The organism is Rosenbergiella epipactidis, from assembly GCF_018494055.1.
GTDB lineage: Bacteria > Pseudomonadota > Gammaproteobacteria > Enterobacterales > Enterobacteriaceae > Rosenbergiella > Rosenbergiella epipactidis.
Genome location: NZ_JABBFQ010000011.1, coordinates 1 through 26,209 on the forward strand (window position 1 = coordinate 1; position 26,209 = coordinate 26,209).

Genomic DNA, 26,209 nt, shown 5'->3' on the forward strand with positions numbered 1-26,209 from the left:
TGCGGGGGCCGGATTTGAACCGACGACCTTCGGGTTATGAGCCCGACGAGCTACCAGGCTGCTCCACCCCGCGTCCGTGGATGCGCACTATACGGATTACACCGATCTTTGCAAGCCCAAATTTTGAATTACCCGAAAAAAAGTCAATTTTTGCTGCAAAATCACTCGGGTAGTCCTTTTTTTAAGCATTTTTTGCGGGGATCACGCTTTACAGTTTTAATCTTTTAGGGGCTCTGTTATCTTCGCCAACAGACATCGAGCGATAAGAGAGACTCATGAAATTCCCACTATTAAAACTAGCTGTCACTGGCTCACTGGTCGCGATGTTACTCGCGGGGTGCTCTTCGAAACCCACGGATCGAGGCCAACAATATAAAGATGGTAAAATCACTTCGCAATTTGCCCTCAGAAACCAGCCTAATGCGATTGGTGCACCGGTCAACGGCGGTGACTTCGTGACTCAGGTTCAGCAGGTGCAAGGGGCTTCTTCGCGTATGTACCAGCGCCAGCAAAGTACCTTTAATGCCATTCAAAGTTGGTTAAACGCAGGGGGCGATACACGCCAATTGCGTAATTACGGTATTGAAGCATGGCAGATGGAAGGGGCGGATGATTACGGTAACGTCCAATTTACCGGCTATTACACACCGGTCATCCATGCGCGCTATACCCGTCAAGGCGAATTCCAATACCCGATTTATCGCATGCCACCGAAACATGGCCGCTATAAACTGCCAAGTCGCGCAGATATCTATAGTGGGGCAATTGATTCCCGTTATGTGATCGCTTGGAGTAACTCCTTAATCGATAACTTTATGATGGATGTTCAAGGAAGCGGCTATGTCGATTATGGTGACGGTCGCCCACTCACGTTCTTCGGTTATGGCGGTAAAAATGGCTGGGCTTACCACAGTATTGGTAAAGAGTTGATCGACCGCGGTGAAGTGAAGCGCGAAGATATGTCGATGCAGGCGATTCGTGATTGGGCAGAGAGCCACTCTTATGCCGAAGTACGTCAGTTACTCGAGACTAACGATTCGTTTGTTTTCTTTAAACCTGAACCTTTCACCCCCGTGCGGGGAGCCAGTGCGGTACCGTTAGTGGCCAAGGCTTCTGTGGCGGCGGATCGGTCCTTGATCCCACCGGGGTCTGTGCTGTTAGCGGAAGTGCCACAGCTTAATGAAAAGGGGAAATTTAACGGTAAATATCAAATGCGCTTGATGGTTGCATTGGATGTCGGTGGCGCGATTAAAGGCCAACACTTCGATATTTATCAAGGTATCGGCCAAGAAGCCGCCCATTTAGCAGGGTTCTATAACCACTATGGACGAGTATGGATTCTGAAGTCTGCGCCAGGCGCGGGGGTATTCTCGGCTAACCCGGTGTTTAGTCAATAATCGACATAGCGTTTTATCTTAAGAGTTGAATAACGATGACAGAAGCATGGCAGCAGCGTTTTTCCGGTATCACACGGCTATACGGTCAACAGGCTGCACAACTTTTTCCTGATGCACATTTCTGTGTGATTGGGATTGGAGGTGTCGGGTCTTGGGCTGCCGAAGCCCTTGCCCGAACGGGGATTGGTCATATCACGCTGGTCGATATGGACGATGTCTGCGTCACCAACACCAACCGTCAGCTGCATGCCCTAAAAGCAACAGTGGGTGAGCAGAAGATTGAGGTGATGGCGGCACGGCTACGTGAAATCAATCCAGAGTGTCAGGTGACCTGCATTGATGACTTTATTAGTCCGGAAAATGTGGCGGAGTACCTTAACTGCTCCTTCGATTACGTTATTGATGCTATCGATGCGATCCGTCCGAAAGCCGCCTTACTGGCATTTTGTCGTCGACATAAAATCCCCGTCATCACCGTAGGGGGAGCCGGTGGGCAGATCGATCCTACGCAGATTGCGGTGGTCGATCTGGCGAAAACGATTCAAGATCCGTTGGCAGCGAAATTACGTGAGCGCTTGAAAAGCGATTTTTCTATCGTGAAAAATAGTAAGGGGAAACTGGGTATCGACTGCGTCTTCTCGACGGAGGCACTGCGTTATCCGCAAGCGGATGGATCGGTATGCCAATCTCGCGCCACCGCCGAGGGGCCAAAACGCATGGACTGTGCCTCAGGCTTTGGCGCCGTAACCATGGTTACCGCCTCCTTTGGCTTTGTGGCGGTGTCTCATGCGTTGAAAAAGTTTATTGCCCGTAAGCTACGGCAAGCGGGAAGTTAACTACAATCTAATGCGGCACGCGCCGCATTATTAATCGCTTGGGCGACCGCGGCTAAGCCGCTATGTCGTGTTGCCGAGAGATGGTGGGCTAGCCCTAAATCGTTAAATACGGCCAACAGGTCTTTGTCCGCCAGTGCCTGAGCAGACTCGCCCTCACATTGACTTAGTATCACCGCCAATAAGCCTTTTACGATGCGACTTTCACTCTCGAACACAAAGTGAAATTGTCCCTGTTCCGTCCGCTCACAAGCTACCCATACGCGATTCTCACAACCGAAGATCTCATTCTCTGTAGTGCGAAACGCTTCCGGTAACGCTGGCATTTGACGACTCAGACGGATGATCTCTCGATAGCGGTCTTCCCAATGGGGGCTTTTTTGTAATCGTTCAGCGATATCTTCAAGGGTGATATCCGTACCAAAAGGGTGAGTGGGAAGCTGCATAAATTTCTGCCTTACTCTTCGTCGGTTAATAGTTGATAAGCAAAGGTGACGGCTTGTACCAGTTTCTCGACATCCTCGTCAGTATTATAAGCCGCGAATGACGCACGTAAGGTACCGTCAACGCCAAGCGCCTGCATTAACGGCTGGGCGCAGTGCTGACCGACCCGTAAGGCCACATTATATTCGCTAATTAAGGTGAAGAGATCGGCACTGTGTAGCGATTCAAAAACGAATGAGATAATCGGTGAGCCTGCTGCACGAAAGAGGCTTATTCCGGGCAGGGTGGCGAGTCGTTCTGCTGCACGGTCGGCGAGCTGGCAGGTCCAGACTTCTGCCGCTTGCCAATCGACCGTCTGGTGGAAATCTAAGGCGCTGGCTAAACCTAGCACGCCGGCAATATTAGGTGTGCCCGGTTCGAAACACCATGGGGCAGGGAGCAATCGATAACCATTGAAATCTACGTGGCTGATCATTTTCCCACCCCCTTGTACGGGGCGCATCTCGGCCAAACGATCTTTGCGCGCATAAAGAACACCAATACCCGTTGGCCCGTATAACTTATGTGCGGAAAAAACATAAAAATCGGCATCTAAGTGTTGTACATCTGTAGTGTGATGAACAATTCCTTGTGCACCATCCACCATCACAGCCGCCCCGGCCTGATGGGCGAGCGCAATAATGTCTGCCATCGGTGGCACATAGCCGGTGACATTCGACATCTGTGTCACAGCGACTAAGCGAGTACGCGCAGTCAGCCGTAATGCTAATTGCGCGATGTCGAGCTCTCCCTCAACGTTTACCGGCCAAGGTACGACGTTCGCCCCCGTTTTTTCTGCCAGCATTAACCAGGGGAGTAAATTGGCATGATGCTCGGCTTCGCTGACGAGGATCTCATCACCGGGTTGCAGCTGGTGGGCTAACCATGCCTGCGCCACTAAGTTAATGGCTTCCGTGCTGCCGCGCGTCCAGATGATTTGGTTGGCATCGGCGGCGTTAATTAATGCTGCGACTTGCTGACGACAGGCTTCGTAACGTTCGGTCGTCGCTTTTGCCTGCGAGTAATGGCTGCGGTGAACCGTTCCACCGCTTTGATAATAGGCTTGTGTTGCCTCAATCAATGTCTGTGGGCGCAGACTCGTCGCGGCACTGTCGAGATAACAGTTGGGTTCGTTAAGTGCGGGGAACTGCTGGCGAAACCAATCAGGAGAGAATTTTCTCATACTGTGCGTAACAACCCTTTTTTTGATCCGAAACCATGGCAATTTTTATGACTTAGCCTATGGTAAGTATAAGAACTGAAAAATATCAGCTCTATAATGACTGAAGAAATTCGATATGGAGATAATAAATGAAAAAGCATCTTTTAGCTGTATTGGCTGTATCAGGCTTAGCTTTTACTCTTGCAGGGTGTTCGAGTAATTATGTTATGCATACCAATGACGGACAGACTATTGTCACCCAAGGTAAACCTTCGGTGGATGAAGATACTGGTCTTATTCTTTATAAAGATGGCGCAGGTGTCAAACAACAGATTAACCGTTCAGAAGTGAAAGACCTGACTGAAGTCGGTCAATAACCCTGTTTTAAGGCTGGTGGCATTCGCTGCCAGCCGTCCCCCACATTATCTCTTTTAGCATGAATTAAATCTATCCGTTAGCCACGCAAACGATTGGTATGCGATCGTATCGCCTATGTCGTTATCTTCGACGTAGTCTGTTTCATAGCCAAAAAAAAACACCGCCTAAGCGGTGTTATAAACAATATACTATGGACAGACAGGGTGTATATCACAGGAAATAGTGGACTCGAACCTTCCAAGTCAAATGCAAACACAACATCACCACCTAAGCGTCTTTCGATAAGCTGTTAAGCTTGTCGCAATACCACCTTCGGAAGTGGGCGCAACTATAGGTATTTAGTGGAAGTTACTCAATGGACAATTTATAATGCTTCACATTATAAAAACTAATGCTGCGATGACTTGCCGCTATCGATTAATGAGTCCCTATAAGCTATGTCAAAACGTCTTCCTCCCCTCAATGCACTTAAAGTGTTTGATGCCGCGGCACGACACCTTAGTTTTACGCGTGCGGCCGAAGAGTTATTCGTCACGCAAGCAGCAGTCAGTCATCAAATCAAAGCGTTAGAGGATTTTCTCGGATTAAAACTGTTCCGTCGGCGTAATCGATCGCTGCTATTAACGGAAGAAGGGCAAAGTTACTATCTCGACATTAAAGAAATTTTCTCGGCACTCAATGATGCGACACGTAAATTACAAGCGCGCAGTGCGAAAGGGGCGCTAACGGTAAGTCTACTGCCCAGCTTTGCAATTCAGTGGTTGGTGCCCCGATTAACCAGCTTTAATCAACAACATCCTGGAATTGATGTGCGGATACAAGCGGTCGATCGGGAGGAGGATAAGCTGGCGGATGATGTCGATATCGCCATTTTTTATGGTAGGGGTAACTGGCCGGGCCTACGCGTTGAGAAGCTTTACGCAGAATATTTATTACCCGTGTGTTCTCCCGTGTTGCTTACTGGCGAGCGTCCGTTACAATCCCCCGCAGATTTAGAACATGTTACGCTACTGCATGATGCCTCACGGCGTGATTGGCAAAGTTGGGTAAGGCAGGTGGGTTTACCCCATATCAACGTGCAACAAGGCCCTATTTTTAGCCATAGTGCGATGGTGTTACAGGCTGCTATTCATGGCCAAGGGATCGCGCTGGCCAATAATGTGATGGTACAAAGCGAGCTCAGCTCGGGGCGTTTGGTCTGTCCCTTTAACGAAGTCCTCTCCAGTAAAAACGCTTTTTATCTGGTTTACCATGACAGCCAAGCAGAACTCGGTAAAATAGCCGCCTTTCGACAATGGATTATTGACACCGCTGCACGTGAACAAGACAGTATCGTAGCTTGATGCTCTACACGGACCAGCATAATGAGGGATAATAATGAGTAGTCGAACAATCTATATTTTTGTCGCCATTAGCGGCTTTCTGCTGGTGGCCTTCGGCGCGTTTGGCGCCCATGTATTGAGTCATCTACTCGGCAGTGAACAGCTAGCGTGGATCCATACCGGGTTGCAATATCAAGCATGGCACACTTTGGCGATCCTTGGATTAGGATGCGCGATGCAGACTCGACGCAATATTTGGTTTTATTGGAGTGCGGCCAGTATGGCCTTAGGTGTAGTGCTGTTTAGTGGCAGTCTCTACAGCTTAGCCCTATCGCACCTACGTTTTTTAGTTTTTGTTACGCCGATTGGAGGACTTTTCTTCCTAATTGGCTGGTTATTGATGTTAATTGGCGCACTGCGTCTGAGAAATAGGGCGAGTCGCCATGAATAAAGTTCTACTGTATTGCCGACAAGGATTTGAAAAAGAGTGTGCGGCGGAAATCACTGCCAGAGCCACCGAGCTGAATGTATTCGGTTTTGCGCGGGTAAAAGATAACTCGGGATACGTTTTATACGAGTGTTACCAATACGAAGATGCCGATCGCCTAATTCGTGAACTGGCGTTTGAAACGCTTATTTTCGCCCGTCAGATGTGTGTGGTCGGAGAGTTACTTAAAAACTTGCCACCCGAAGATAGAATTACCCCTGTTGTCGGTATGCTCACGGGTGTGGTGGAAAAAGCCGGAGAGCTACGAGTCGAAGTTCCGGATACTAACGAGGCGAAGGAATTACTTAAATTCTGCCGTAAGTTCACCGTGCCGCTGCGTGCCGCACTGCGCCAAGAGAATTTGCTGCTTAATTATGAAAGCACTAAACGTCCCGTCGTGCATGTCTTTTTTATTGCGCCGGGAACTTGTTACGTGGGGTACTCTTACTCCAATAATAACTCTCCGCTATTTATGGGGATCCCTCGTTTGCGTTTCCCTTCCGATGCGCCGAGCCGGTCAACGCTAAAATTGGAAGAAGCTTTCCACGTTTTTGTTCCCGCCGACGAGTGGGATGATCGTCTCACCAGCGGTATGTATGCCGTGGATTTGGGGGCTTGCCCAGGCGGCTGGACCTATCAGTTAGTCAAGCGCTCAATGATGGTCTTCGCCGTCGATAATGGCCCAATGGCCCCCTCACTGATGGAGACTGGGCAGGTCACCCATCTACAAGAAGATGGCTTTCGCTTCCAACCGCCTCGCAATAATATCAGCTGGTTAGTCTGCGATATGGTTGAAAAACCGATTAAGGTCGCGCATTTAATGATGCGTTGGATTGCCAATGGTTGGTGTCGCGAGGCGATCTTTAACCTCAAGTTACCGATGAAAAAGCGTTACGAAGAGGTCACGCAAATCTTATCGATGATGGAAAGTTCGCTGGCCGAGCAAGGGATTAATGTCCAAATTCGCGCCCGACATCTGTACCATGATCGCGAGGAAATCACCGTCCATGTCCGACGCATTTGGAGTGCTTGGGCTGGACGATTAGACGAGCGTTAATACCCGTTGGGGGAGTAGCGTAGCTGGCGTAAGTTACCGCTTAATGTCAAATCGGTCCGAAGTTCTGCTAATTGACGACTGATAAACGCACTCTCCCGTCCCTGAATCAGCTTGGTTTGCCACTTAGCTGGTATTGTATCAAGGTGCTGGTAGATCTGTTCCAAACAGCCGTACTGGCTAATCAAGGTTTGAGCGCTTTTAGGGCCAATTCCCGGTACGCCGGGGATTTTGCTGCTCGATATGCCACATAATCCCCAATAATCTGTCAGCTGTGCGGCTTGCACCCCATACTCCTGGGCGATAAAGGGCACATCTAACCAGCGCTTCTGAAAGTAATCACGAATCTGAATTTGGGCTGAAAGTAGCTGGCAGTAGCCTTTATCTGTCGAGACGAGCGTCACCTGATGGCCTGCTTGGCGTATTTTTACCGCTAACGTCGCCGCGAGGTCGTCAGCTTCTTCCTCTGGCGAGGCCCAACTGGTAATCCCTAATTCTGCAAAGGTTTTTTCGATAACAGGCAGTTGTAAGGCGAGGTCTTCCGGCATCGCGTTACGTCCCGCTTTATATTCCGGATAGAGTTGATGTCGCCAACCACTTTTACGCTGAGGATGATCGAAAACGGCGACCACGTGTGTCGGCTGGCTATGATGGAGGAGCTGTTTCGCTGCGGAAACACACCCCGTTAGGCAGTTGCTACCTTGTACGGCATGGATACGACGAATCAAGTTCAGCGCATCGATAATAAGTAAGTGGTTGGTCATCGGTATCTTTCTCTCTAAAACTGCGCCGAGGCGGCGCAGTCTTTTGAGTTAGCGGATAATTTTATAGCAAGGAACGTAAGCACTGCCGGGTAATTTCATCCGTTGTTGGGCAACGAAACCTTGTAGCATTTCGTCCATTCTCGCCATAATGTCACGGTCACCATGGATTAAGTAAGGCCCATGTTCAGCAATTTCGCGTATGCCGACCTCTTTGACGTTACCGGCGACGATCCCAGAAAACATTCGGCGTAAGTCGGCGGCGAGTTTCTCTACCGGCTGCTCTTTAAATAGCTTAAGACTGGCCATATTTTCATGCGACGGGTAGAACGGATGTTGCAGTTCGCTATCAATATGTAATGACCAGTTAAAACTGTATGCATCGCCAGTATCGCGTCGGTATTGTTTAACTGCTGGCATCGCTTCTTTCATCACGCGTGCCACTTCTGCTGCATCACCAATAATAATACGGTAATGCTGGGTTGCCGCTTCACCAAGCGTTTGGCGGATAAACTCGTCAAGCATAGTGAAGTACGCTTCACTCTCTTTCGGTCCAGTCAGCACTAAAGGCAGTACCTGTTGCTGATTATCCGGATGCATCATGATGCCTAATAGATAAAGCAGTTCCTCGGCAGTCCCGACCCCCCCAGGGAAAATAATGATCCCGTGGGCGATTCGGACAAAGGCTTCGAGCCGTTTCTCAATATCCGGCATAATAATCAGCTCATTAACCAGCGGATTAGGTGGCTCTGCGGCAATAATCGAAGGCTCGGTCATGCCAATAAAGCGGCTATCGTGGTAGCGTTGCTGAGCATGGCCTACTGCTGCGCCTTTCATTGGTGCTTCCATCGCGCCGGGTCCGCAACCAGTACAAACGTTCAGTTCACGAAGGCCTAACTGTTTGCCAACCTCGCGACAATATTGGTACTCAATAGGGTTGATAGAGTGTCCCCCCCAGCACACCACCATATTCGGTAGCTCACCAACATGTAAGGCCCGAGCATTACGCAACAATGAGAACACCATATTGGTGATATAGACCGAATCAGTGGGAGCGTGCTGTTTGACGCGCTTATCGGTATTCAGTTGGGCGGTAACGAAAACAATATCTCGTAACACCGCGAAAAGATTCGCTTGTAGTGAACGGATAATCTGGCCATCGACGAAGGCAGCTTGCGGCGGGTTAATTAATTCGAGTTTAACGCCACGCTCACGACGCAACACATTAATTTCAAAATCTTTGTAAAGTGAAAGAATGGCTTCACTGCTGTCGGTCTGGCTGCCGGTATTGAGGACGGCTAATGAACAGTTGCGAAACAGCTGGTAGAGATCGCTGCTCGCCGTATCTTTAAGCATATCGACTTCAAGCTGCGACAGCAGATCCATCGCTCCTAACGGACTAACATGTGTTATCAAGTGAGCTCCTTAGTATTTATCCAGAAAGTGGCTGTAACGGTCCTCCACTTTCTGTGTGTGACTTCCAGACTACGGCGTGATGGTTAAGGTCATCACTCCTTTTTCAGTATAGCGTCATTATTGTCGCGCTAGACGGCGGTTATGTGGGCTAAAGTGCTGATTTGTCCGCCATGGATTAATATCCAGACCGCCTCGGCGCGTATAACGGGCATAGACCGTTAAGGCTTCTGGCTCGCAGAGGGCCAGAATATCCATATAGATCCGTTCTACACATTGCTCATGAAATTCATTGTGCTGGCGGAAGGAGAGGAGATAGCGTAATAACGCTTCGCGGTCGATCTTCTTACCCTTATAGTGGATCATGACCGATCCCCAATCCGGTTGCTGGGTAATCAGGCAGTTAGATTTTAATAAATGACTGACCAAGGTTTCTTCGACCCATTCACCGTGAGCCGCATCGCGCAGGTAGTCACGGTTGAATTGATAGTTGTCGACGGTAATGGCCTGCTCATCGATCACTTCTCCAGCGAAGTCATCAATCGGTTGTGCGGCGAAATCGCTTAAGCGGTGTAAAGTGACACGAACCTCGCCCTGAGCGCACTCACTGAGGTCACGAACTAAGGTCTGCTCGACGCTGTGCCAATCACTGAAACGCGTTTGATTGAAACTGTTCAGATAGAGCTTAAAACTTTTGGATTCAATCAGATTCTGGCTTGAGGCAGGCAGCGCAACATCGCCGATAGCGACTTGTGGAATCCCATTTTCATTCAGCCAAGAGAGTTCGTAAAGCGTCCAGAAATCCTCGCCATGAAAGGGAAGTTGTGCACCATCAAGCTGTAAGCTATCGCGATTCAAGCTCCTCGGTACGGCTTGCAAAAGACTCGGTTGATAATCGGAAATATAAGCGGTCGATTTCCCTAACGTTAGCTCTGATAAGGTAGGATGGTTTTCGTAGTCGGCCATTGCATCTGTGCCCAAGTAAATGGATGATGGAAGAATTGTAACTGATTCAGAGTAATAAATAGAATGTTAGATCAGACCGCTCAACAACTTAGCGACTTTACTCAGCGTTATTGCCAGCGCTGGCAACAGGAGTGCCAAACTGCTCCGCAAAATGATCAGCTTATTGGCGTCGATTCTCCTTGTTTAATCGCAACCAATGAAAACGGTATCACTTGGCAACCTCAGCCTTTTACCTTACCGAAAAATTTGGATGCTGTGTCGAAAGGCGTTGATTTAATTGTGCAGCCTTCAGTGGTGGCTTTTTATACGACTCAATTTGCTGCAGAAATGCCCGCCTCCTTTGAAGGGACATCACTTACGTTGTTACAGAGTTGGAATGGAGAGGATTTCACGCTGCTGCAACAAAACCTTGTCGGGCATTTGGTGATGAAGCGCCGCCTAAAGCACAGCCCTACGTTGTTTATTGCGACCACCGACGATGACTCGACAATTATTGCTGTCGATAACCTCAATGGTAACGTTATTCTTGAAACTCTCGGTAAGAAGCAAGTGAAGGTGCTCGCGCCTTCATTAGGCGATTTCCTACAAACATTACGGCCTGAAATTTGATTTTATTCTGAAATAAGTAAATGAGATTGCTCTTATAAGGTTGACGGTGATCACAAAAAAACACAAATAATCAAAAAAATTATTTATGAAACATATTTCGAATCAATTGGTTAAGTTTTTAACAATCAATAATCAAAGATTATTAGGAAACGTAGTGAAATAATCTGGTTGTTTATCGCCATAACTTTGCGAAAATAGACGGGTCAGAAGGATGTAAATAAGTTCTAAGGATGGGCCCAAGGATGGAACCGCTTTACAGTGAGTAAGGCTTGGGAATAGTTGATTAGGATGATGAACTATTTTCTGAACATTAGGGAATCTTCTGCAGAAGGATAAGCTACAAAGGAAATGTAGCTGAGTTCATAGGATTTTGTAGTCAGGAAGACACATCCTTCTGGATTGTCGAATCCTATGAATTAGCAGGATGCAGACAGCGGTAGGACACCGCATTAAATTAGGGAGTACCTATTTTTCGGTACTCCCTTTTTTTCGTTTATCACGCCGAACATGATATGATCCCTTATTATTAATTATCTATTGGGTATACGTTTTAGCCTGTTTCATCTCTTACACCAAGAATATCGCCTCTAAGACGTAAAATGATGGGTTTGCCGTCACTCGGGTATGACATGTGCTGGGCAGCTAAAATGCGTATCCTGCTGAGTTCTAGGGTTAGCTGTGCTTGAGATTATTTATCAAGACGAATGGATCATTGCCGTCAATAAACCGGCCAATATGTTGGTGCACCGCAGTTGGTTAGCGCGTCACGAAACACAGTTTGTTATGCAAACCTTACGCGACCAAATTGGTCAGCATGTCTTTACCGTACATCGCCTAGATAGACCGACTTCCGGCGTGCTGGTATTTGGCCTGTCTAGTGAGGCTGGCCGTGAGCTATCCCAGCTTTTTGAGCAGCATAAGATGAGCAAAACCTATCATGCTATCGTTCGAGGCTGGATCGAAGGGGAAGGGGTGGTCGATTACCCCCTACGAGAAGAGTATGACAAGATTGCCGATAAGTTTGTCACGGGTGAACCGGTTACACAGTCGGCGATAACCCATTATAAAACCCTCGCCCAAGTGGAAATGCCCTATCCGATCGGGCGGTATGATTGCTGTCGCTATAGCTGGGTGGAATTAGCCCCCAAAACAGGACGCAAACACCAGCTTCGTCGGCATATGTCTCATCTTCGCCATCCGATTATCGGCGATACGGCGCACGGTGATTTGAAACAGAACCGCGGGGCCGCTGAACATTTCGGTTGCCAGAGATTGATGTTACATGCCTCAACACTCTCTTTTGTTCATCCCTTCACCGCGCAGCCTATAACCTTGGAAGCGGGGATGGATGAAACCTGGCAACGAATGTTGCAACAGTTTGGTTGGAAAGATTGATTCCTTAACGGGATTAACCAGCACGTATAAGACTTTTTTTACCTGTGGGATGCCATCGCTATGGTGCAATTTTATAAAGCAAAAAAAACAACACCGGTCCGTAAAACCTTCCCGCTGTCAGTGGATGGGCTCGATCAATTCGGGCAAGGCGTTGGTCATCACCAAGGTAAAACGTGCTTCGTTGAAGGCATGCTTCCGGGAGAAGTCGGTAAGGTCGAGGTCATCGAGGATAAACGCCACTACATGTGCGCCAAGTTGGTAACTTTGACTAGCGTTAGCCCGGAGCGACAAGAGCCTCGCTGCCCCATTTATTCGACATGCGGTGGCTGCCAACAGCAGCATATCAGTGAATCCCTGCAGCAAAGTTCTAAAGCCTCTGCCTTAGCACGGTTGCTGAAACCGGTGGGGGTGGAGAAAATCGATGATGTGATCAGTGCAGAGAGTTGGCACTATCGCCGCCGAACCCGACTGAGTTTACGCGTTGATAATACAGGTAAACTGATCATGGGGTTCCGGCGTAAGAAAAGTAATGAGATTGTTTCAGTTCAGGACTGTCCTGTTTTAGTGCAACGCCTCAATGCATTACTCACCCCGTTACACCGTTGCTTGTCTCAACTTGAGTCGGCTGCCCACTTGGGACATGTTGAGCTGGTGGCTGCGGATAATAGCACTGTTACGATGGTACTCAGGCACCTACGCCCGCTCTCGTCGAAAGATATCAAAAACTTGGAACAGTTTTCGCATAATCATTCTGTTTCACTTTTCTTAGCAGATGGACAGCAACAAACTCTGCTGAGGGGGGAAATGCCGTGGTATGGTATTAATCAGATAAAGTTATATTTTAATCCCCAAGGATTTATTCAGGTTAATGCGAAAATTAATCAACACATGATTGATAACGCTATAAAATGGTTAGATATCAAACCGACTGATCGTATTCTTGACCTTTTTTGCGGAGTGGGAAACTTTACGCTCCCTTTAGCAAGATTCGCGAGATCAGTCACAGGTGTTGAGGGTTTAGCAGAATTAGTTGCTAAGGCGGAGTACAATGCTCAGCGAAATAACATTACCAATGCTGCCTTTTACCAACACAATTTAGAGCAAGATGTCTCGCAGCAACCTTGGGCCAAACAAGGCTTCACTAAAGTCTTATTGGATCCTGCCCGTGCTGGCGCGGCGGAGGTCATGCCTTATGTGTGTGCGTTACAACCGGAGTGTATTGTCTACATCTCTTGTAATCCCGCTACCTTGGCACGGGATAGTCAAATTGCCGGTCTGCAAGGATACCGAGTGGTAAAAGTGACGATGCTAGATATGTTTCCACACACTGAACATCTTGAGTCGATGGTGTTATTTGAACGTCGTTAAGCATTAAGCCTATAGTTATGCGGGAGACATCATGGTTGCAGTAAGAAGCGCGCACCTCAATCCGGCTGGAGAATTCGCGGCCGAACAATGGATTGAGAGTCTACATAATATCTCTGAACCAACAGGTAAAACCTTAACCGCCTGTTGGCGCTACTGTCAGGAAAAAACCCTCGATCACCCATCGCAGCCAATTCTGCTGAGTCGTGGTATCGAGATGGTTGAAATCTTGACAATGCTGAGCATGGATTGTGACACCTTATGCGCCGCGCTGATTTTCCCCCTAGCCGATGCTGGCGTGCTTGATGCTGAGCAGATTAAAGATTCTTATGGGAGTAGCATCCTATCCTTGGTAAATGGCGTGTTGGACATGGATGCTATTCGCCAGCTTAAAGCTATTCAAAATGACTCCATGGCCTCTGAGCAGGTGGATAATATCCGCCGTATGCTACTGGCGATGGTCGAAGATTTCCGTTGTGTAGTGATCAAACTTGCCGAGCGCATCGCCTACTTACGCGAAATGAAAGACGCGCCGGAGGACGAAAGAGTGTTAGCGGCAAAAGAGAGCACTAATATCTATGCGCCTCTCGCTAACCGCTTAGGGATTGGTCAATTAAAATGGGAGCTTGAAGACTACTGTTTCCGCTACCTGCATCCTGAAGAGTACAAACGAATTGCCAGCTTGCTCCACGAGCGGCGGATTGATCGCGAAATGTATATCGATAATTTCGTTACACAAATCCGCGATATGATGAGCAAGGAAGGGGTTCGTGCAGAGGTCTATGGCCGACCTAAGCATATCTATAGTATCTGGCGGAAAATGCAGAAAAAGTCACTGGCTTTTGATGAGTTATTTGATGTCAGGGCGGTACGGATTGTCGCAGAGCGCCTGCAAGATTGTTATGGTGCCCTCGGTATTGTGCACACACTTTTCCGCCATTTGCCGAACGAATTTGACGATTACGTAGCGAACCCTAAACCTAATGGTTACCAATCCATCCATACGGTGGTGTTAGGGCCGAAGGGCCAAACGGTTGAAGTGCAGATTCGGACCAAACAGATGCATGAAGATGCTGAGTTGGGGGTTGCGGCGCACTGGAAATATAAAGAGGGCAGTACAACGCCAGCCGGAAGAGGGGCGGCGGGCCATGAGGGACGCATTGCATGGCTACGTAAGTTGATTGCTTGGCAAGAAGAGATGGCGGACAGTGGCGAGATGCTGGAAGAGGTCCGTAGCCAAGTCTTTGACGACAGAGTTTATGTTTATACGCCTAAGGGTGACGTGATTGACCTGCCTGCAGGCTCCACACCACTCGATTTCGCTTACCATATTCACAGTGATATCGGGCATCGTTGTATCGGTGCGAAAATCAGTGGCCGAATTGTTCCCTTCACTTACCACCTACAGATGGGTGACCAAGTTGAAGTGATCACCCAAAAGCAACCTAACCCAAGTCGAGATTGGCTAAATCCGCATCTAGGTTATATTACGACCAGCCGTGGACGGGCAAAAGTACACGCTTGGTTTAAAAAGCAAGATCGCGATAAGAACATTCTCGCCGGTAAGCAAATTCTCGATAATGAATTAAATCAGCTGGATATCAGTTGGAAAGATGCGGAAAAATACCTGCTTCCTCGCTATAACATGACCTCTATGGAGGAGATTTTAGCGGCGATTGGTGGCGGCGATATCCGTCAAAACCAGATGGTCAACTTCCTACAAGCCAAGGTTTATAAACCGAGTGCAGAAGAGGAAGACCAGAAAGCGTTAGAGCAGCTCACGCAGAAATCGGCCAATAATCAACCCGCGCGTAAAGACAGTGGCCGTATTGTGGTGGAAGGGGTAGGTAACCTGATGCATCATATTGCCCGTTGCTGTCAGCCGATACCGGGCGATGATATCACCGGATTTATTACTCAAGGCAGGGGGATTTCTATTCACCGTGCCGACTGCGAGCAGCTTGCGGAATTGATTAATCATGCGCCAGAAAGAATTGTTGATGCGGTGTGGGGCGAGAACTATTCCAGTGGCTACACCTTAGTAGTCCGAGTGGTGGCGAATGACCGCAGCGGATTACTGCGCGATATCACGACTATTTTGGCCAATGAGAAAGTGAACGTGCTAGGTGTGTCAAGCCATAGCGATACGCGTAAACAGCTCGCGACTATCGACATGGAAATCGAAATCTACAATCAGCAGGTTTTAGGGCGAGTGATCTCCCGATTAAACCAAATTCCTGATGTCATTGATGCCAAGCGGCTTCATTAAATTTTCTATAAACCACTCTCAGGAGTGGTTTTTTCTTATTAAGAGGTTTTTTATGAGTGATTCATCATTGTCGCAATTATTGTCAGTGATGCAGCGCTTGCGTGATCCTGAGCAAGGTTGTGAGTGGGATAAGCAGCAGACTTTTGACACTATTGCCCCTTACACTTTAGAAGAGTGTTATGAGGTTTTGGATGCGATTGCTCGTCAGGACTTCACCGATTTACAACAAGAGCTTGGGGATCTGCTTTATCAAATCGTATTTTATGCGCAGATGGCTTCGGAACAAGGGCGTTTTACTTTTGATGATATTTGCCAAGCGATTACCGAAAAACTGATCCGCCGCCATCCGGATGTGTTTACTGATGCCACCTCTACGCAGGGCTGGGAGCAGATCAAACAGCAAGAGCGGCAAGCGAAAAGCCAACACTCGCTACTCGATGATATTCCTCACGCCATGCCAGCATTACTTCGCGCAGACAAAATCCAGCAACGTTGCCAGACGGTCGGTTTTGATTGGGATACCCTTGGTCCGGTGGTGGATAAGGTCAAAGAGGAACTCGATGAAGTGATGGAGGAGGCGACGATGGTCGACCGTGATCCAGAACGGCTCGAAGAAGAGTTGGGCGATTTGCTTTTCGCTACCGTTAATCTTACCCGTCATTTGGGCGCGCGGGCCGAGACAGCCCTGCATAAGGCCAATATAAAATTCGAACGCCGCTTTCGTCAGGTCGAGCAGAAAGTGATCGAGCAAGGCCTCTCGCTCGATCAGGCCACCCTTGAACAGATGGAGTCAGCTTGGCAGCAGGTCAAGCAAGATGAAAAAAAGGGGAACCTTAAGTAGAGGATTGATTGCTGATTGAAATCAATAGAGAGGCGTGGCAGATTAGGTATCATCATTGTAAGTCGAACAGCGAAGGAGGGTGAATGAGCAATTGTGACACCACAGAGTTTCGGGTATACTGCTTTCCCGTCCTGGTGCATCCACCGTCTTTAAACCTAAACCTTCAGGTTCTGCATGACAACTAACTATATTTTTGTGACCGGCGGGGTCGTTTCCTCTCTGGGTAAAGGCATTGCCGCAGCCTCTCTGGCAGCCATTCTTGAAGCTCGTGGTCTTAAAGTGACCATTATGAAGCTTGACCCCTATATCAACGTCGATCCTGGGACGATGAGCCCTACCCAACATGGTGAAGTATTTGTCACGGACGATGGTGCCGAAACAGATCTCGACTTAGGTCACTACGAGCGTTTTATTCGTACCCGCATGAGCCGTCGTAACAACTTTACGACGGGACGTATCTACTCTGAAGTACTGAGAAAAGAACGTCGCGGCGATTATTTGGGTGCAACCATTCAAGTTATTCCTCATATTACTAATGCCATCAAAGAGCGTATTATCGAAGGCGGCGAAGGCCACGATGTCGTATTAGTCGAAATTGGCGGAACGGTTGGGGATATTGAATCACTGCCTTTCTTAGAGGCTATTCGTCAAATGGCGGTAGACGTAGGGCGTGAGCACACGCTTTACATGCACTTGACCCTAGTGCCTTACATGGCAGCGGCGGGTGAAGTCAAAACCAAGCCAACTCAGCACTCAGTAAAAGAGCTGCTCTCTATCGGTATTCAGCCAGATATGCTGATCTGCCGTTCCGATCGTGCAGTGCCAGCGAATGAGCGGGCAAAAATTGCCTTGTTCTGTAACGTCCCAGAAAAAGCGGTTATCTCACTTAAAGATGTCGATTCAATCTATAAAATCCCTGGGATGTTAAAATCACAAGGACTGGACGATTACATCTGTAAGCGTTTTAACCTTAACCCACCGGTCGCTGATCTTTCCGAGTGGGAACAAGTGATTTATCAAGAAGCGAATCCAGGTGGTGAAGTCACTATCGGGATGGTAGGCAAGTATATTGAACTGCCAGACGCTTACAAATCTGTTATTGAAGCCTTAAAACATGCAGGCCTCAAAAACCGTGTTACCGTCAATATTAAATTGATTGATTCGCAAGATGTTGAAACACGCGGCACCGAGGTTCTGAAGGACCTGGATGCGATCCTGATTCCTGGCGGCTTCGGTTCACGCGGTATTGAAGGTAAAATCATGACCGCTCAATACGCTCGCGAAAATAAAATTCCGTACTTAGGCATTTGCCTAGGGATGCAAATTGCGCTGATTGAATTTGCGCGTAATGTTGCGGGGATGGCGGGCGCAAACTCCACCGAGTTCGATGCTAACTGTCAATCACCGGTTGTTGCATTGATTACTGAATGGCGCGATGAAGACGGTAAGCTAGAAGTGCGTGATGAGAAAAGTGATCTGGGCGGCACCATGCGTTTGGGAAGCCAACCTTGTCAGCTCAGCGACGACAGCATCGTTCGTAAACTTTACGGCTCGAGTACTATCGTTGAGCGTCATCGCCACCGTTACGAAGTCAACAATTTCTTATTGAAGCCAATCGAACAAGCGGGCTTACGCATCGCGGGTCGCTCCGGCGACGATCAATTGGTCGAAATTATTGAAAACCCTAACCATCCTTGGTTTGTTGCGTGTCAATTCCACCCAGAATTTACCTCAACACCACGCGATGGACACCCGCTATTTTCAGGTTTTGTGGGTGCCGCAGTAGATTTTCAAAAGCGGATGGATAAGTAAGCTTTTTGGTGCAGCCAGTGAACCTTTCACTGGCTGTGTGTCTTAGATTTAAGAACGTTAGCTTAACTAGTACTGAGGAACAACGCATGTCCAAAATCGTAAAAATCATTGGTCGCGAAATTATTGATTCGCGTGGCAATCCGACTGTTGAAGCAGAAGTGCATTTAGAGGGCGGTTTCGTAGGTTTAGCCGCTGCGCCATCAGGCGCGTCGACAGGTTCCCGTGAAGCACTGGAATTACGTGACGGTGATAAATCACGTTTTCTGGGCAAAGGTGTGACCAAAGCGGTTGCAGCGGTCAATGGTCCTATCGCCGATGCGTTAACAGGTAAAGATGCCAAAGACCAAGCTAACATCGATAACATCATGATCGAGTTAGACGGTACTGAAAACAAATCAAAATTCGGTGCCAATGCCATCCTAGCAGTCTCTCTCGCTGCGGCTAAAGCGGCTGCTGCGTCAAAAGGTCAACCTCTTTACGAGCACATTGCTGAGCTTAACGGTACCCCAGGCAAATTCTCTATGCCATTACCGATGATGAACATCATCAACGGTGGTGAGCACGCTGATAACAACGTCGATATTCAAGAATTTATGGTGCAGCCTGTTGGCGCATCAAGCTTGAAAGAAGCCGTACGTATGGGCTCAGAGATTTTCCACCACTTAGCTAAAGTATTAAAAGCTAAAGGCATGAACACAGCAGTGGGTGACGAAGGGGGCTATGCGCCTAACCTTGGCTCTAACGCTGATGCCTTAGCGGCAATCGCTGAAGCTGTTAAAGCGGCAGGCTACGAGCTAGGTAAAGACGTTACCTTAGCAATGGACTGTGCAGCGTCTGAATTTTATAACAAAGAGACAGGCAACTACGAGCTGAAAGGAGAAGGCAAAACCTTTACCTCTCAAGAGTTCACTCACTACTTAGAAGAGCTGACCAAGCAGTATCCAATCGTTTCAATCGAAGACGGTTTGGATGAGTCTGACTGGGACGGCTTTGCTTACCAAACCAAAGTTATGGGCGACAAAATTCAATTAGTTGGTGATGATCTGTTCGTAACCAATACCAAAATCCTTAAAGAAGGGATTGAAAAAGGTATCGCTAACTCCATCCTAATCAAATTCAACCAAATTGGTTCACTGACCGAAACGTTAGCGGCAATCAAAATGGCGAAAGATGCAGGATACACGGCAGTCATCTCTCACCGTTCAGGCGAGACTGAAGATGCAACCATCGCGGACTTAGCAGTAGGTACCGCAGCAGGCCAAATCAAAACCGGTTCTATGAGCCGTTCTGACCGTGTTGCTAAGTACAACCAACTGATCCGTATTGAAGAAGCTCTGGGGGGTAAAGCGGCATTTAACGGCCTGAAAGAAGTGAAAGGCCAAGCGTAATCGCTTAACGACTTGATAAAGCCCTCAGTAATGAGGGCTTTTTTTTGGGCTGTTTTTTGTGGACAGACTCTCTGTTGGCGTTAAGAGAAGCTCTAATTCGTGATTAATTTTAGTGATCTCCTGAAGAGAGAGTAAAGCGAACGGATATAGAAAGTCTTCCGTCTCGATACCCACCGTGGGCACGGATGGACAGTAAGCGAAGAAATATTGATTAATAAATTTTTCCGGGATTTTCCCTCTAGGAAGAGTAAAGTAACAGAATCCACTTGCAGGGGGGGCGCTCAACTGAAAGGGATGCAGAGATCCTCTAATACCTTGAATCGCAACGAGTGACTTCTCACGACGCTCATCGAGAAGCGTGGTCAGATATTTCATAAAATAGGATGACCCCAGAAAAGCATTAATAAGTTCATAACTGTTCGGAAGGGCGGTGCTTTGTGTGACGTAATAAAGCGAGCATAGCTTAGTGAGAAGGTTTTTCGGTGCAATAAGTAGGCTTAGATTATGGTTTGCTCCCGTAAGTTCATGTAACTGAGTCAAATAGAAATAGGTACAATTGGTAGAACTATTTAGCAGTGGTAAGGACTTACTTTGACCAAACCCAAGCATGCTATAACTGTCATCCTCGACAACAATGCCTTGGTACTTCTCTGCCCACTCCGTAAGTTGTTGTCGCCTCTCTAGACTTAACTGTGTCGCAGTGGGAAATTGTAGGGAAGGCATACATACTACGAGTGCCTGTTGAATAGGGGGTAATCTATCTACCAGTAAGCCCTGGTGATCGACAGGAATAGAGATGATGGTGAAAGCGAGATATTCGAATAGCTGTTGAATTTTTCCATCGCAGGGTTGTTCTAAAATAACCACTGGCTTAGTCTGCTGGCGAAGCATAAAAAAAGCAATCAGCATCAAGGCTTCTTGCCGGCCAGGAAACAGGAGTAACTGTTGAGGCTCGGGCGAAATTCCGCGTGATATCATCAAAAATCTTAATAAATTATCCGTAGGAAAAGTGTTTCGCTTTGTCGATGAACGTTCTTGCTTCCAGATACAGCGCTTAACAAAATGTAGTGGTATAAGGCAGGGCTGACGATCAACTAACCGCTGAAACTGTTGGCTGGCGAGTGGCAGCGAATGCTCATGCTGCTTCGCATCATCGGATGTTTCCGACGTAGGGATCCCCCTCTGCGCAGTGATTTTTCCTGTGACTATATAGCCGCTCCTCTCGTAACCTTGAATATATCCCATTGATTCCAGATGCTTATAAACTAACATCACTGTACCACGCGATACTTGATAGCGCTTACTCATGTTTCTAATTGAAGGTAAAAAATCTCCTCTATGCAGTGTACCTTGTAAAATCATAGTCGTAATTTCGGTAATGATTTCATCTTTAATACTTTTCCTTGTAAGTCGCATAGCTATCCTTATAAATAATATCCCTAAGTTTATAATTATTTGGTTAAATATTTTCAATTAGGAGATTATATCGCTATTTTTGCCTTAATTAAATTAAATGAATTTATTTTATTATTACAGGTGAATGTAAGTTATCCGTCTATCAAATTAAATTATTATATTATTTATAATTGGTGGTCATATTCCCCTGACATATTTTTAATTCAAAACTGTACCTTGTAAATATATCCTCAATCAGTACCATTCGTAGGGCCTGGAATGGAGTGCTGGCTCTAATGGTGATTTGTTACGAAACTTTATGATTACCTCGACTATCGATAATTACAAAAAGATTTAAAAAGGAAAGATGATGAAAGATAATATTATGTACGGCATTGTTCGTAGTCAAAACTTTATCAATGACCGCGTGGTTCAATTACGTAATAAAATGCGTAAAGAGGACGGAGTTACAGCTATTGAATATGCAGTCATTGCTGTAGCAATTAGTGCAATGTTACTTGCTGTATTCGGTTCTGGTAAGGACTCTTTTATTACTTCAATTACGGATAAGTTTAAGACGCTCTCAGACAATATCAAGGGTACTGTTGAGAAATAATAGATATATTTAAGATCGTATTTTTAATGCCGATAAGGGAGCTATGTTCCCTTATCGTTTAGAAGAATAAATATGTTGACGTTTCTATTAGTGATCTCATTAATTTGGGTATGTTATACGGACATACGCTATCGAATAATCAAAAATCATTCAGTGGTTTTTATTGCTGTCGTATTAACGATGGCATCTTTTATTGATGGTAAGCTACCTCATTGGGTGTCGGCGTGCCTTATCTTTTTTATTGGGGCAATTGCTGTTTATGCGAATTTTATTGGCGCAGGAGATATCAAGCTACTCTCTGCGCTCGCTTTAAGTTTCCCTCTGGCGGATGTTCCGGAATTCATTTTCTTTATTACTCTTTCTGGTTTACCACTGGCGGTAGTTGTCTACCTTCTTCATCGTTATGGTAAAAAAAAATTCTCTCGTTCTGTCCCGTACGGTGTTGCCATAGTGAGCGGGTATTTTGTGATGTTATTCTTATGAAACAGAGGTTAAGGTGAATCAGAGGCTATTTGTTATCCTTGCTATAATTCTCGTGCTGGTTGGTGTGGGAGGAATACTGTTTTCTGGAAATGAAACCGTTTCATCAGAAACGGATACGAATATTGAGCAACCGCAAGAGCCGTTGAAGGATGTTACTTACTACGTCACTGAGCGTGCAATGGCCGCTGGCGAAATCATCTCTGAAAATGATGTCCAACATGAAGTGGAAAAGGTGCCAGAAAGCGAGTTATCTTCAATTTATCCACGAGAAGTGGTAGGGCTCTACTTAACTGAGCCTGTCGCTAAGGGGATCCGTTTAACTTCAAAAAACTTAACTAATGAGCGGCCTAAAGAGACGGATTTAAACAAAGGTATGTTCCGCTTCAGCGTACCTTTAAATACCCGATATGCTAATAATATACTGGGCATCGTTCCAGGAGATAAGGTCGATGTATATCTGCGATTTAGCTCACCGAAACGCGAGCAACATAATAAATCGGTCATCTTCCGTGGTGAATCAGTAGTGAAAATTACTCGGCTTTTTAAGCATAAAAAAGTTCTCACCCCTCTAATGAAAGGAAACAAGGCGGTCGTAGAGGAAGAGAACAAGGAGCGTTTAGAGAGCGAACATCTATTATCTCGAAACAAGCTGTTCTCAGAAAGCGCAGATTTTACGATAGATATTGAATTGAGCCGTACCGATCTTAAAAAATTGTATCAAATAGAAAATGGTTTCGAAATAATCCTATTTCCAGCAGAAACACTAGCTAATGTTGATGATAGTGCCTTGGCTAAGCCAAAGAATAAAAATAAAGGCGGTAAGTGATGGAGAGGAAATTAATAGGGAAGTGGTTTTTTTTCTTGAGTAAGGTTGTTTTTCTGCTGATAACAATCGCGCCCTTAATGTCGAAAGCTGAAACGATTTATTTAGCGAAAGGCGAGGCGCGAACGATCAAAAGTAGTACTCCAATTGACACCGTTTTTACCACCGATCCTCAGGTTGTTGATTACAACATGATCAGTGAAAACGAAGTGGTTATTCATGGCGTCGAAAATGGTAATGGCGAAGTACTGCTAATACAAAACGATGCTACTCGCAGTATTAAAGTGGTCATCGACCCATTAGTGGGCCAGCTGGGTAAACAGATCCAAGATCAGTTCCCAGGCTCGACCATTGAGCTGAAAAAGATTGGCGGGGGATATATCTTGACGGGGGTTGCCGCCGACGAAGAGAGCCGTGATGCCATTTATCAGATCGTCGGGGATGCCTTAGGCCTCAAGCGAACAGAGCTTAAGACTAAAATGGGAGGGGAAAATAACAGTTTTCAACAAGATTATATCCCTAGCCTGATGCAAGTTAGATATGAAAAACTACAGAATCAGATGCGACTTCCGGTCGCTAACCAAGTGAATGTAAAAATATCTATTGTTGAGCTCAATCGCAACTACAGTGATGCATTAGGCATTGAGTGGGGACAAGCGATGGATGTCGGTAGCTTTGTCCTAAATAAACTGAAATTCAATGCTAACCAATTAACCTCAGTTATTAATGCATTAAATAATGAGTCCGTTGCTCGGGTTTTGGCTGAGCCGAATCTTTCCGTGCTTTCAGGTGAAACCGCAGATTTCTTAGTCGGTGGTGAGGTGCCGATTATCACTAGCTCTTCAAATGGTTCCAGTGTTGAGTATAAAGAGGTCGGAATCAAGATGTTAGTGGCGGCAAAAGTTGAAAATTCACAGAAAGTTCGTCTTACTCTTTCGCAAGAAGTCAGCAATATTGACAGTAAAAATATCAGTAACAGTAACGTACTGGTAATGCCGACCTTCAAATCGCGAAAAGCGAGAACCACTATCGAGTTAGCCGACGGTGAGAGTTTCGTACTTGCTGGTTTATTGAGTGAATCTGAACAGGAAGTGCTAAAAAAAGTCCCTTTTATTGGCGATATACCTGTACTGGGTGCCTTTTTCCGTTCCACGTCATCGGCACGTGAACGCACAGAATTGGTAGTTGTAGCCACCGTTAATTTAGTCAGACCTATTTCTTCTTCACAAGTGGCAATCCCAAGTTGGCAACGGAGTAGTTTGCTTGAGCGCTATCTGAATATTGATATATCGGGCAGCAAGACATCACGTAAATCGGTGGCTAATTTTCTGGAACAGGGCGGTTTCATTTATTAATAGGGATCATTATGCGTAGAATTTTGATTGGATTTATCTGCTTAATTTGGGGGAATCTAGCCATGGCGTCACAAGATTACGCTTTTACCTTGATGAGCCGTAATGAAATAGATCAAGAGATTGTCGTCGCTCAAGTCCTACCCTTCTATCAGTATATGGGGGGAAGCGTAGAGTTACGCTGGTCAAGTAACGAATTAGATCCGATCGCCGAACAAGTGATACAAAAAATGGTTAGCGCAGGCATTTCCCGCCAGGACATCAGCCGGGTTAAACTAGCAGATGGTCGCTATGTAGGGCTTGAGCGGGGACAGCTACGGATTGCCTTAAAAACCGCCAAAACACAAATTACCTGTAAACCCTTTAGTTTAAAAACTGGCTTCGATGAGATGGGGCAGGAAAGTTGTGCCATTAATGATAATTTAGATATGTCTTTGATGCGCACTCGTTAAATATACGCGATTAGGTAGGAACACTATGCTGCTATTTACTGATAATTCACGACAGAGTGACGGCAACGAAAGGCAGGTGCTGGTGGTAACTCCCGACCCATCGATGATGGCGTTGGTCTGTGAGCAACTCGAAATTAGAGGCGTTGGCCTAATTAAGCGCTTCGCTAATAATATCGAGCAGTTAGATACACTTGAAGATATCGCGGGTATTGACTGTATTATTTTTGATGCATCTCGGCTTGAATCGCCAGATGCAGTTATTGAGTTGATTGACCTTCAATTATCTCGCAGCGTGGTAAAAGTCGCCTTCAGTACTAAAGACTCATTAGTCATTGCGGATAATTTTCTCAAAAAAGGGATTGAATACTGTCACTTTCCAACCCAAATTAATCGCATTGGAAGCTTTGTCCTTCAGCAACAAAAGCAGTCTACTACTACCGGCCATGCGATCCGAATTACCTTGTTGGGGTGTAAGGGAGGAATCGGTACCTCAGTCCTAAGCTATCACGCCGCAGAGTATCTGGCGCGTAAACGTCAATCGTCGACACTCATCGTGCAAGGATCGCGAGGGAGTCGTAATCTTGATTTAATCTCTAAAGTCGCGATTACCAATGAAGTAACATTATTGCAAAATAACCTCTACGCGTTTTATGAAGATCATACGCAACCATGGTTATATAATAATCCGTTATATGAACAGCATGAATGTATAATTTTTGATTTTACTGGGCATAATGCGGCTGACGAAAACATTGAAAATATTCTTACTCACTCTGATTGCTTACTATTAATCTGCGATCGAAATCTGTCGTCCGTCCGAACGGCTAAGAAAATTATTGAAGCTAATAACCATCTGATGAATAGTGATAATGGGTTACGCCGGATCTATATTTGCCATAATCAGCACCATAGTAAGGTAAATGGTGAGATTAGTACCCAAGAATTGAGCGGATTGCTGGGTAAACCTGTCGATATTTCAATTCCGTATCTACTAAAATCGGGAGACCCATCGTTACCCCTAAATTTCAGTGGGAAAAATAATATTTATTTGGAAAAGCTTTGCAATTTACTTTTAGGTAGACGTCAAACCGATGGAAAAAAGCATGGGTTATTTGATTCATTAAAACAATTGACTGAAAGGAAATAATAGGTC

The 26,209-nt window shown here is 46.4% G+C and carries 25 protein-coding genes and 1 tRNA gene; 19 read left to right on the top strand and 7 right to left on the bottom strand.

What is annotated here, in order from left to right; genetic code table 11:
* Positions 1 to 73 (bottom strand) — tRNA-Met (locus HGT71_RS14480).
* 202 nt (positions 74 to 275) lie between these two features.
* On the opposite strand from HGT71_RS14480, the gene mltA reads away from it, so the two are divergent.
* Both mltA and tcdA read left to right on the top strand, forming a co-directional pair.
* Complete coding sequence (gene mltA / locus HGT71_RS14485) at positions 276 to 1,397, top strand: murein transglycosylase A (protein WP_099821996.1); 1,122 nt, start codon at positions 276 to 278, stop codon at positions 1,395 to 1,397.
* Positions 1,398 to 1,432: 35 nt separating this feature from the next.
* Positions 1,433 to 2,233, top strand: coding sequence for a tRNA cyclic N6-threonylcarbamoyladenosine(37) synthase TcdA (gene tcdA / locus HGT71_RS14490; protein WP_214218393.1), 801 nt, complete (start codon positions 1,433 to 1,435; stop codon positions 2,231 to 2,233).
* Here tcdA and csdE read toward each other — a convergent pair.
* Positions 2,230 to 2,676 (bottom strand): cysteine desulfurase sulfur acceptor subunit CsdE, encoded by a 447-nt coding sequence (gene csdE, locus HGT71_RS14495; RefSeq protein WP_214218394.1) that lies wholly within the window; start codon positions 2,674 to 2,676, stop codon positions 2,230 to 2,232. The genes tcdA and csdE overlap by 4 nt on opposite strands.
* A gap of 11 nt (positions 2,677 to 2,687) precedes the next feature.
* Positions 2,688 to 3,896: a cysteine desulfurase CsdA gene (gene csdA / locus HGT71_RS14500; RefSeq protein WP_214218395.1), complete on the bottom strand. Its 1,209-nt coding sequence runs from the start codon at positions 3,894 to 3,896 to the stop codon at positions 2,688 to 2,690.
* 128 nt (positions 3,897 to 4,024) lie between these two features.
* Between csdA and HGT71_RS14505 the strand changes: the two genes are divergently transcribed.
* From HGT71_RS14505 to rlmM, 4 genes are all read left to right on the top strand, one after another.
* Entirely contained in the window at positions 4,025 to 4,252 is a 228-nt protein-coding gene (locus HGT71_RS14505) for a YgdI/YgdR family lipoprotein (protein ID WP_048914013.1), read from the top strand.
* A 438-nt stretch (positions 4,253 to 4,690) separates the two neighbouring features.
* Positions 4,691 to 5,596: a transcriptional regulator GcvA gene (locus HGT71_RS14510; RefSeq protein WP_048912586.1), complete on the top strand. Its 906-nt coding sequence runs from the start codon at positions 4,691 to 4,693 to the stop codon at positions 5,594 to 5,596.
* 34 nt (positions 5,597 to 5,630) lie between these two features.
* Positions 5,631 to 6,026, top strand: a complete 396-nt coding sequence (locus tag HGT71_RS14515) for a DUF423 domain-containing protein (RefSeq protein WP_099822004.1) — start codon at positions 5,631 to 5,633, stop codon at positions 6,024 to 6,026.
* Positions 6,019 to 7,119: a 23S rRNA (cytidine(2498)-2'-O)-methyltransferase RlmM gene (gene rlmM / locus HGT71_RS14520; RefSeq protein ID WP_214218396.1), complete on the top strand. Its 1,101-nt coding sequence runs from the start codon at positions 6,019 to 6,021 to the stop codon at positions 7,117 to 7,119. Before HGT71_RS14515 ends, rlmM begins: the two co-directional genes overlap by 8 nt.
* Here rlmM and xni read toward each other — a convergent pair.
* The 3 genes from xni to queF form a co-directional block, all read right to left on the bottom strand.
* Positions 7,116 to 7,880, bottom strand: a complete 765-nt coding sequence (xni, locus tag HGT71_RS14525; RefSeq protein ID WP_214218397.1) for a flap endonuclease Xni — start codon at positions 7,878 to 7,880, stop codon at positions 7,116 to 7,118. The two genes, rlmM and xni, sit on opposite strands and share 4 nt — an antisense overlap.
* A 48-nt stretch (positions 7,881 to 7,928) precedes the next feature.
* Positions 7,929 to 9,293, bottom strand: a complete 1,365-nt coding sequence (gene ppnN, locus HGT71_RS14530; RefSeq protein WP_099822007.1) for a nucleotide 5'-monophosphate nucleosidase PpnN — start codon at positions 9,291 to 9,293, stop codon at positions 7,929 to 7,931.
* A gap of 117 nt (positions 9,294 to 9,410) precedes the next feature.
* The gene (gene queF / locus HGT71_RS14535; RefSeq protein ID WP_214218398.1) at positions 9,411 to 10,256 is read right to left on the bottom strand and encodes an NADPH-dependent 7-cyano-7-deazaguanine reductase QueF; all 846 of its coding nucleotides are present in this window, start codon (positions 10,254 to 10,256) and stop codon (positions 9,411 to 9,413) included.
* A 63-nt stretch (positions 10,257 to 10,319) separates the two neighbouring features.
* On the opposite strand from queF, the gene syd reads away from it, so the two are divergent.
* The 7 genes from syd to eno all read left to right on the top strand — a co-directional run bounded on the left by syd (position 10,320) and on the right by eno (position 19,935).
* Positions 10,320 to 10,865 carry a SecY-interacting protein gene (gene syd / locus HGT71_RS14540; protein WP_214218399.1) on the top strand — a complete coding sequence of 182 codons (546 nt, stop codon included), beginning with the start codon at positions 10,320 to 10,322 and terminating at the stop codon, positions 10,863 to 10,865.
* A 678-nt stretch (positions 10,866 to 11,543) separates the two neighbouring features.
* Positions 11,544 to 12,260, top strand: coding sequence for a tRNA pseudouridine(65) synthase TruC (gene truC, locus HGT71_RS14545; protein WP_214218400.1), 717 nt, complete (start codon positions 11,544 to 11,546; stop codon positions 12,258 to 12,260).
* 60 nt (positions 12,261 to 12,320) lie between these two features.
* Entirely contained in the window at positions 12,321 to 13,628 is a 1,308-nt protein-coding gene (rlmD, locus tag HGT71_RS14550) for a 23S rRNA (uracil(1939)-C(5))-methyltransferase RlmD (RefSeq protein ID WP_214218401.1), read from the top strand.
* Positions 13,629 to 13,659: 31 nt separating this feature from the next.
* A complete protein-coding gene (gene relA, locus HGT71_RS14555) occupies positions 13,660 to 15,894 on the top strand; it encodes a GTP diphosphokinase (RefSeq protein ID WP_214218402.1) in 2,235 nt (744 codons plus the stop codon).
* A gap of 52 nt (positions 15,895 to 15,946) precedes the next feature.
* Entirely contained in the window at positions 15,947 to 16,735 is a 789-nt protein-coding gene (gene mazG, locus HGT71_RS14560) for a nucleoside triphosphate pyrophosphohydrolase (protein ID WP_214218403.1), read from the top strand.
* Between the two features lie 174 nt (positions 16,736 to 16,909).
* The gene (gene pyrG, locus HGT71_RS14565; protein WP_214218404.1) at positions 16,910 to 18,547 is read left to right on the top strand and encodes a glutamine hydrolyzing CTP synthase; all 1,638 of its coding nucleotides are present in this window, start codon (positions 16,910 to 16,912) and stop codon (positions 18,545 to 18,547) included.
* An 86-nt stretch (positions 18,548 to 18,633) separates the two neighbouring features.
* Positions 18,634 to 19,935, top strand: a complete 1,302-nt coding sequence (gene eno, locus HGT71_RS14570) for a phosphopyruvate hydratase (protein ID WP_214218405.1) — start codon at positions 18,634 to 18,636, stop codon at positions 19,933 to 19,935.
* Between the two features lie 24 nt (positions 19,936 to 19,959).
* Here the strand turns inward: eno and HGT71_RS14575 are convergent, their stop codons facing one another.
* On the bottom strand, positions 19,960 to 21,351 hold the full coding sequence (locus tag HGT71_RS14575; protein ID WP_214218406.1) for an aminotransferase class I/II-fold pyridoxal phosphate-dependent enzyme: 1,392 nt from the start codon (positions 21,349 to 21,351) through the stop codon (positions 19,960 to 19,962).
* A 349-nt stretch (positions 21,352 to 21,700) separates the two neighbouring features.
* Here HGT71_RS14575 and HGT71_RS14580 point away from each other — a divergent pair, with 349 nt between their 5' ends.
* The 6 genes from HGT71_RS14580 (at position 21,701) to HGT71_RS14605 (ending at position 26,203) form a co-directional block, all read left to right on the top strand.
* Entirely contained in the window at positions 21,701 to 21,946 is a 246-nt protein-coding gene (locus HGT71_RS14580) for a Flp family type IVb pilin (protein ID WP_214218407.1), read from the top strand.
* A 72-nt stretch (positions 21,947 to 22,018) separates the two neighbouring features.
* A complete protein-coding gene (locus tag HGT71_RS14585; RefSeq protein WP_214218408.1) occupies positions 22,019 to 22,429 on the top strand; it encodes an A24 family peptidase in 411 nt (136 codons plus the stop codon).
* 13 nt (positions 22,430 to 22,442) lie between these two features.
* Positions 22,443 to 23,255 (top strand): CpaB family protein, encoded by an 813-nt coding sequence (locus HGT71_RS14590; protein ID WP_214218409.1) that lies wholly within the window; start codon positions 22,443 to 22,445, stop codon positions 23,253 to 23,255.
* Between the two features lie 77 nt (positions 23,256 to 23,332).
* A complete protein-coding gene (locus HGT71_RS14595; RefSeq protein WP_214218410.1) occupies positions 23,333 to 24,607 on the top strand; it encodes a type II and III secretion system protein family protein in 1,275 nt (424 codons plus the stop codon).
* Between the two features lie 11 nt (positions 24,608 to 24,618).
* The gene (locus HGT71_RS14600) at positions 24,619 to 25,056 is read left to right on the top strand and encodes a hypothetical protein (RefSeq protein WP_214218411.1); all 438 of its coding nucleotides are present in this window, start codon (positions 24,619 to 24,621) and stop codon (positions 25,054 to 25,056) included.
* A gap of 25 nt (positions 25,057 to 25,081) precedes the next feature.
* Positions 25,082 to 26,203 carry a CpaE/TadZ family protein gene (locus tag HGT71_RS14605; RefSeq protein ID WP_214218412.1) on the top strand — a complete coding sequence of 374 codons (1,122 nt, stop codon included), beginning with the start codon at positions 25,082 to 25,084 and terminating at the stop codon, positions 26,201 to 26,203.
* Positions 26,204 to 26,209: the final 6 nt, after the last annotated feature.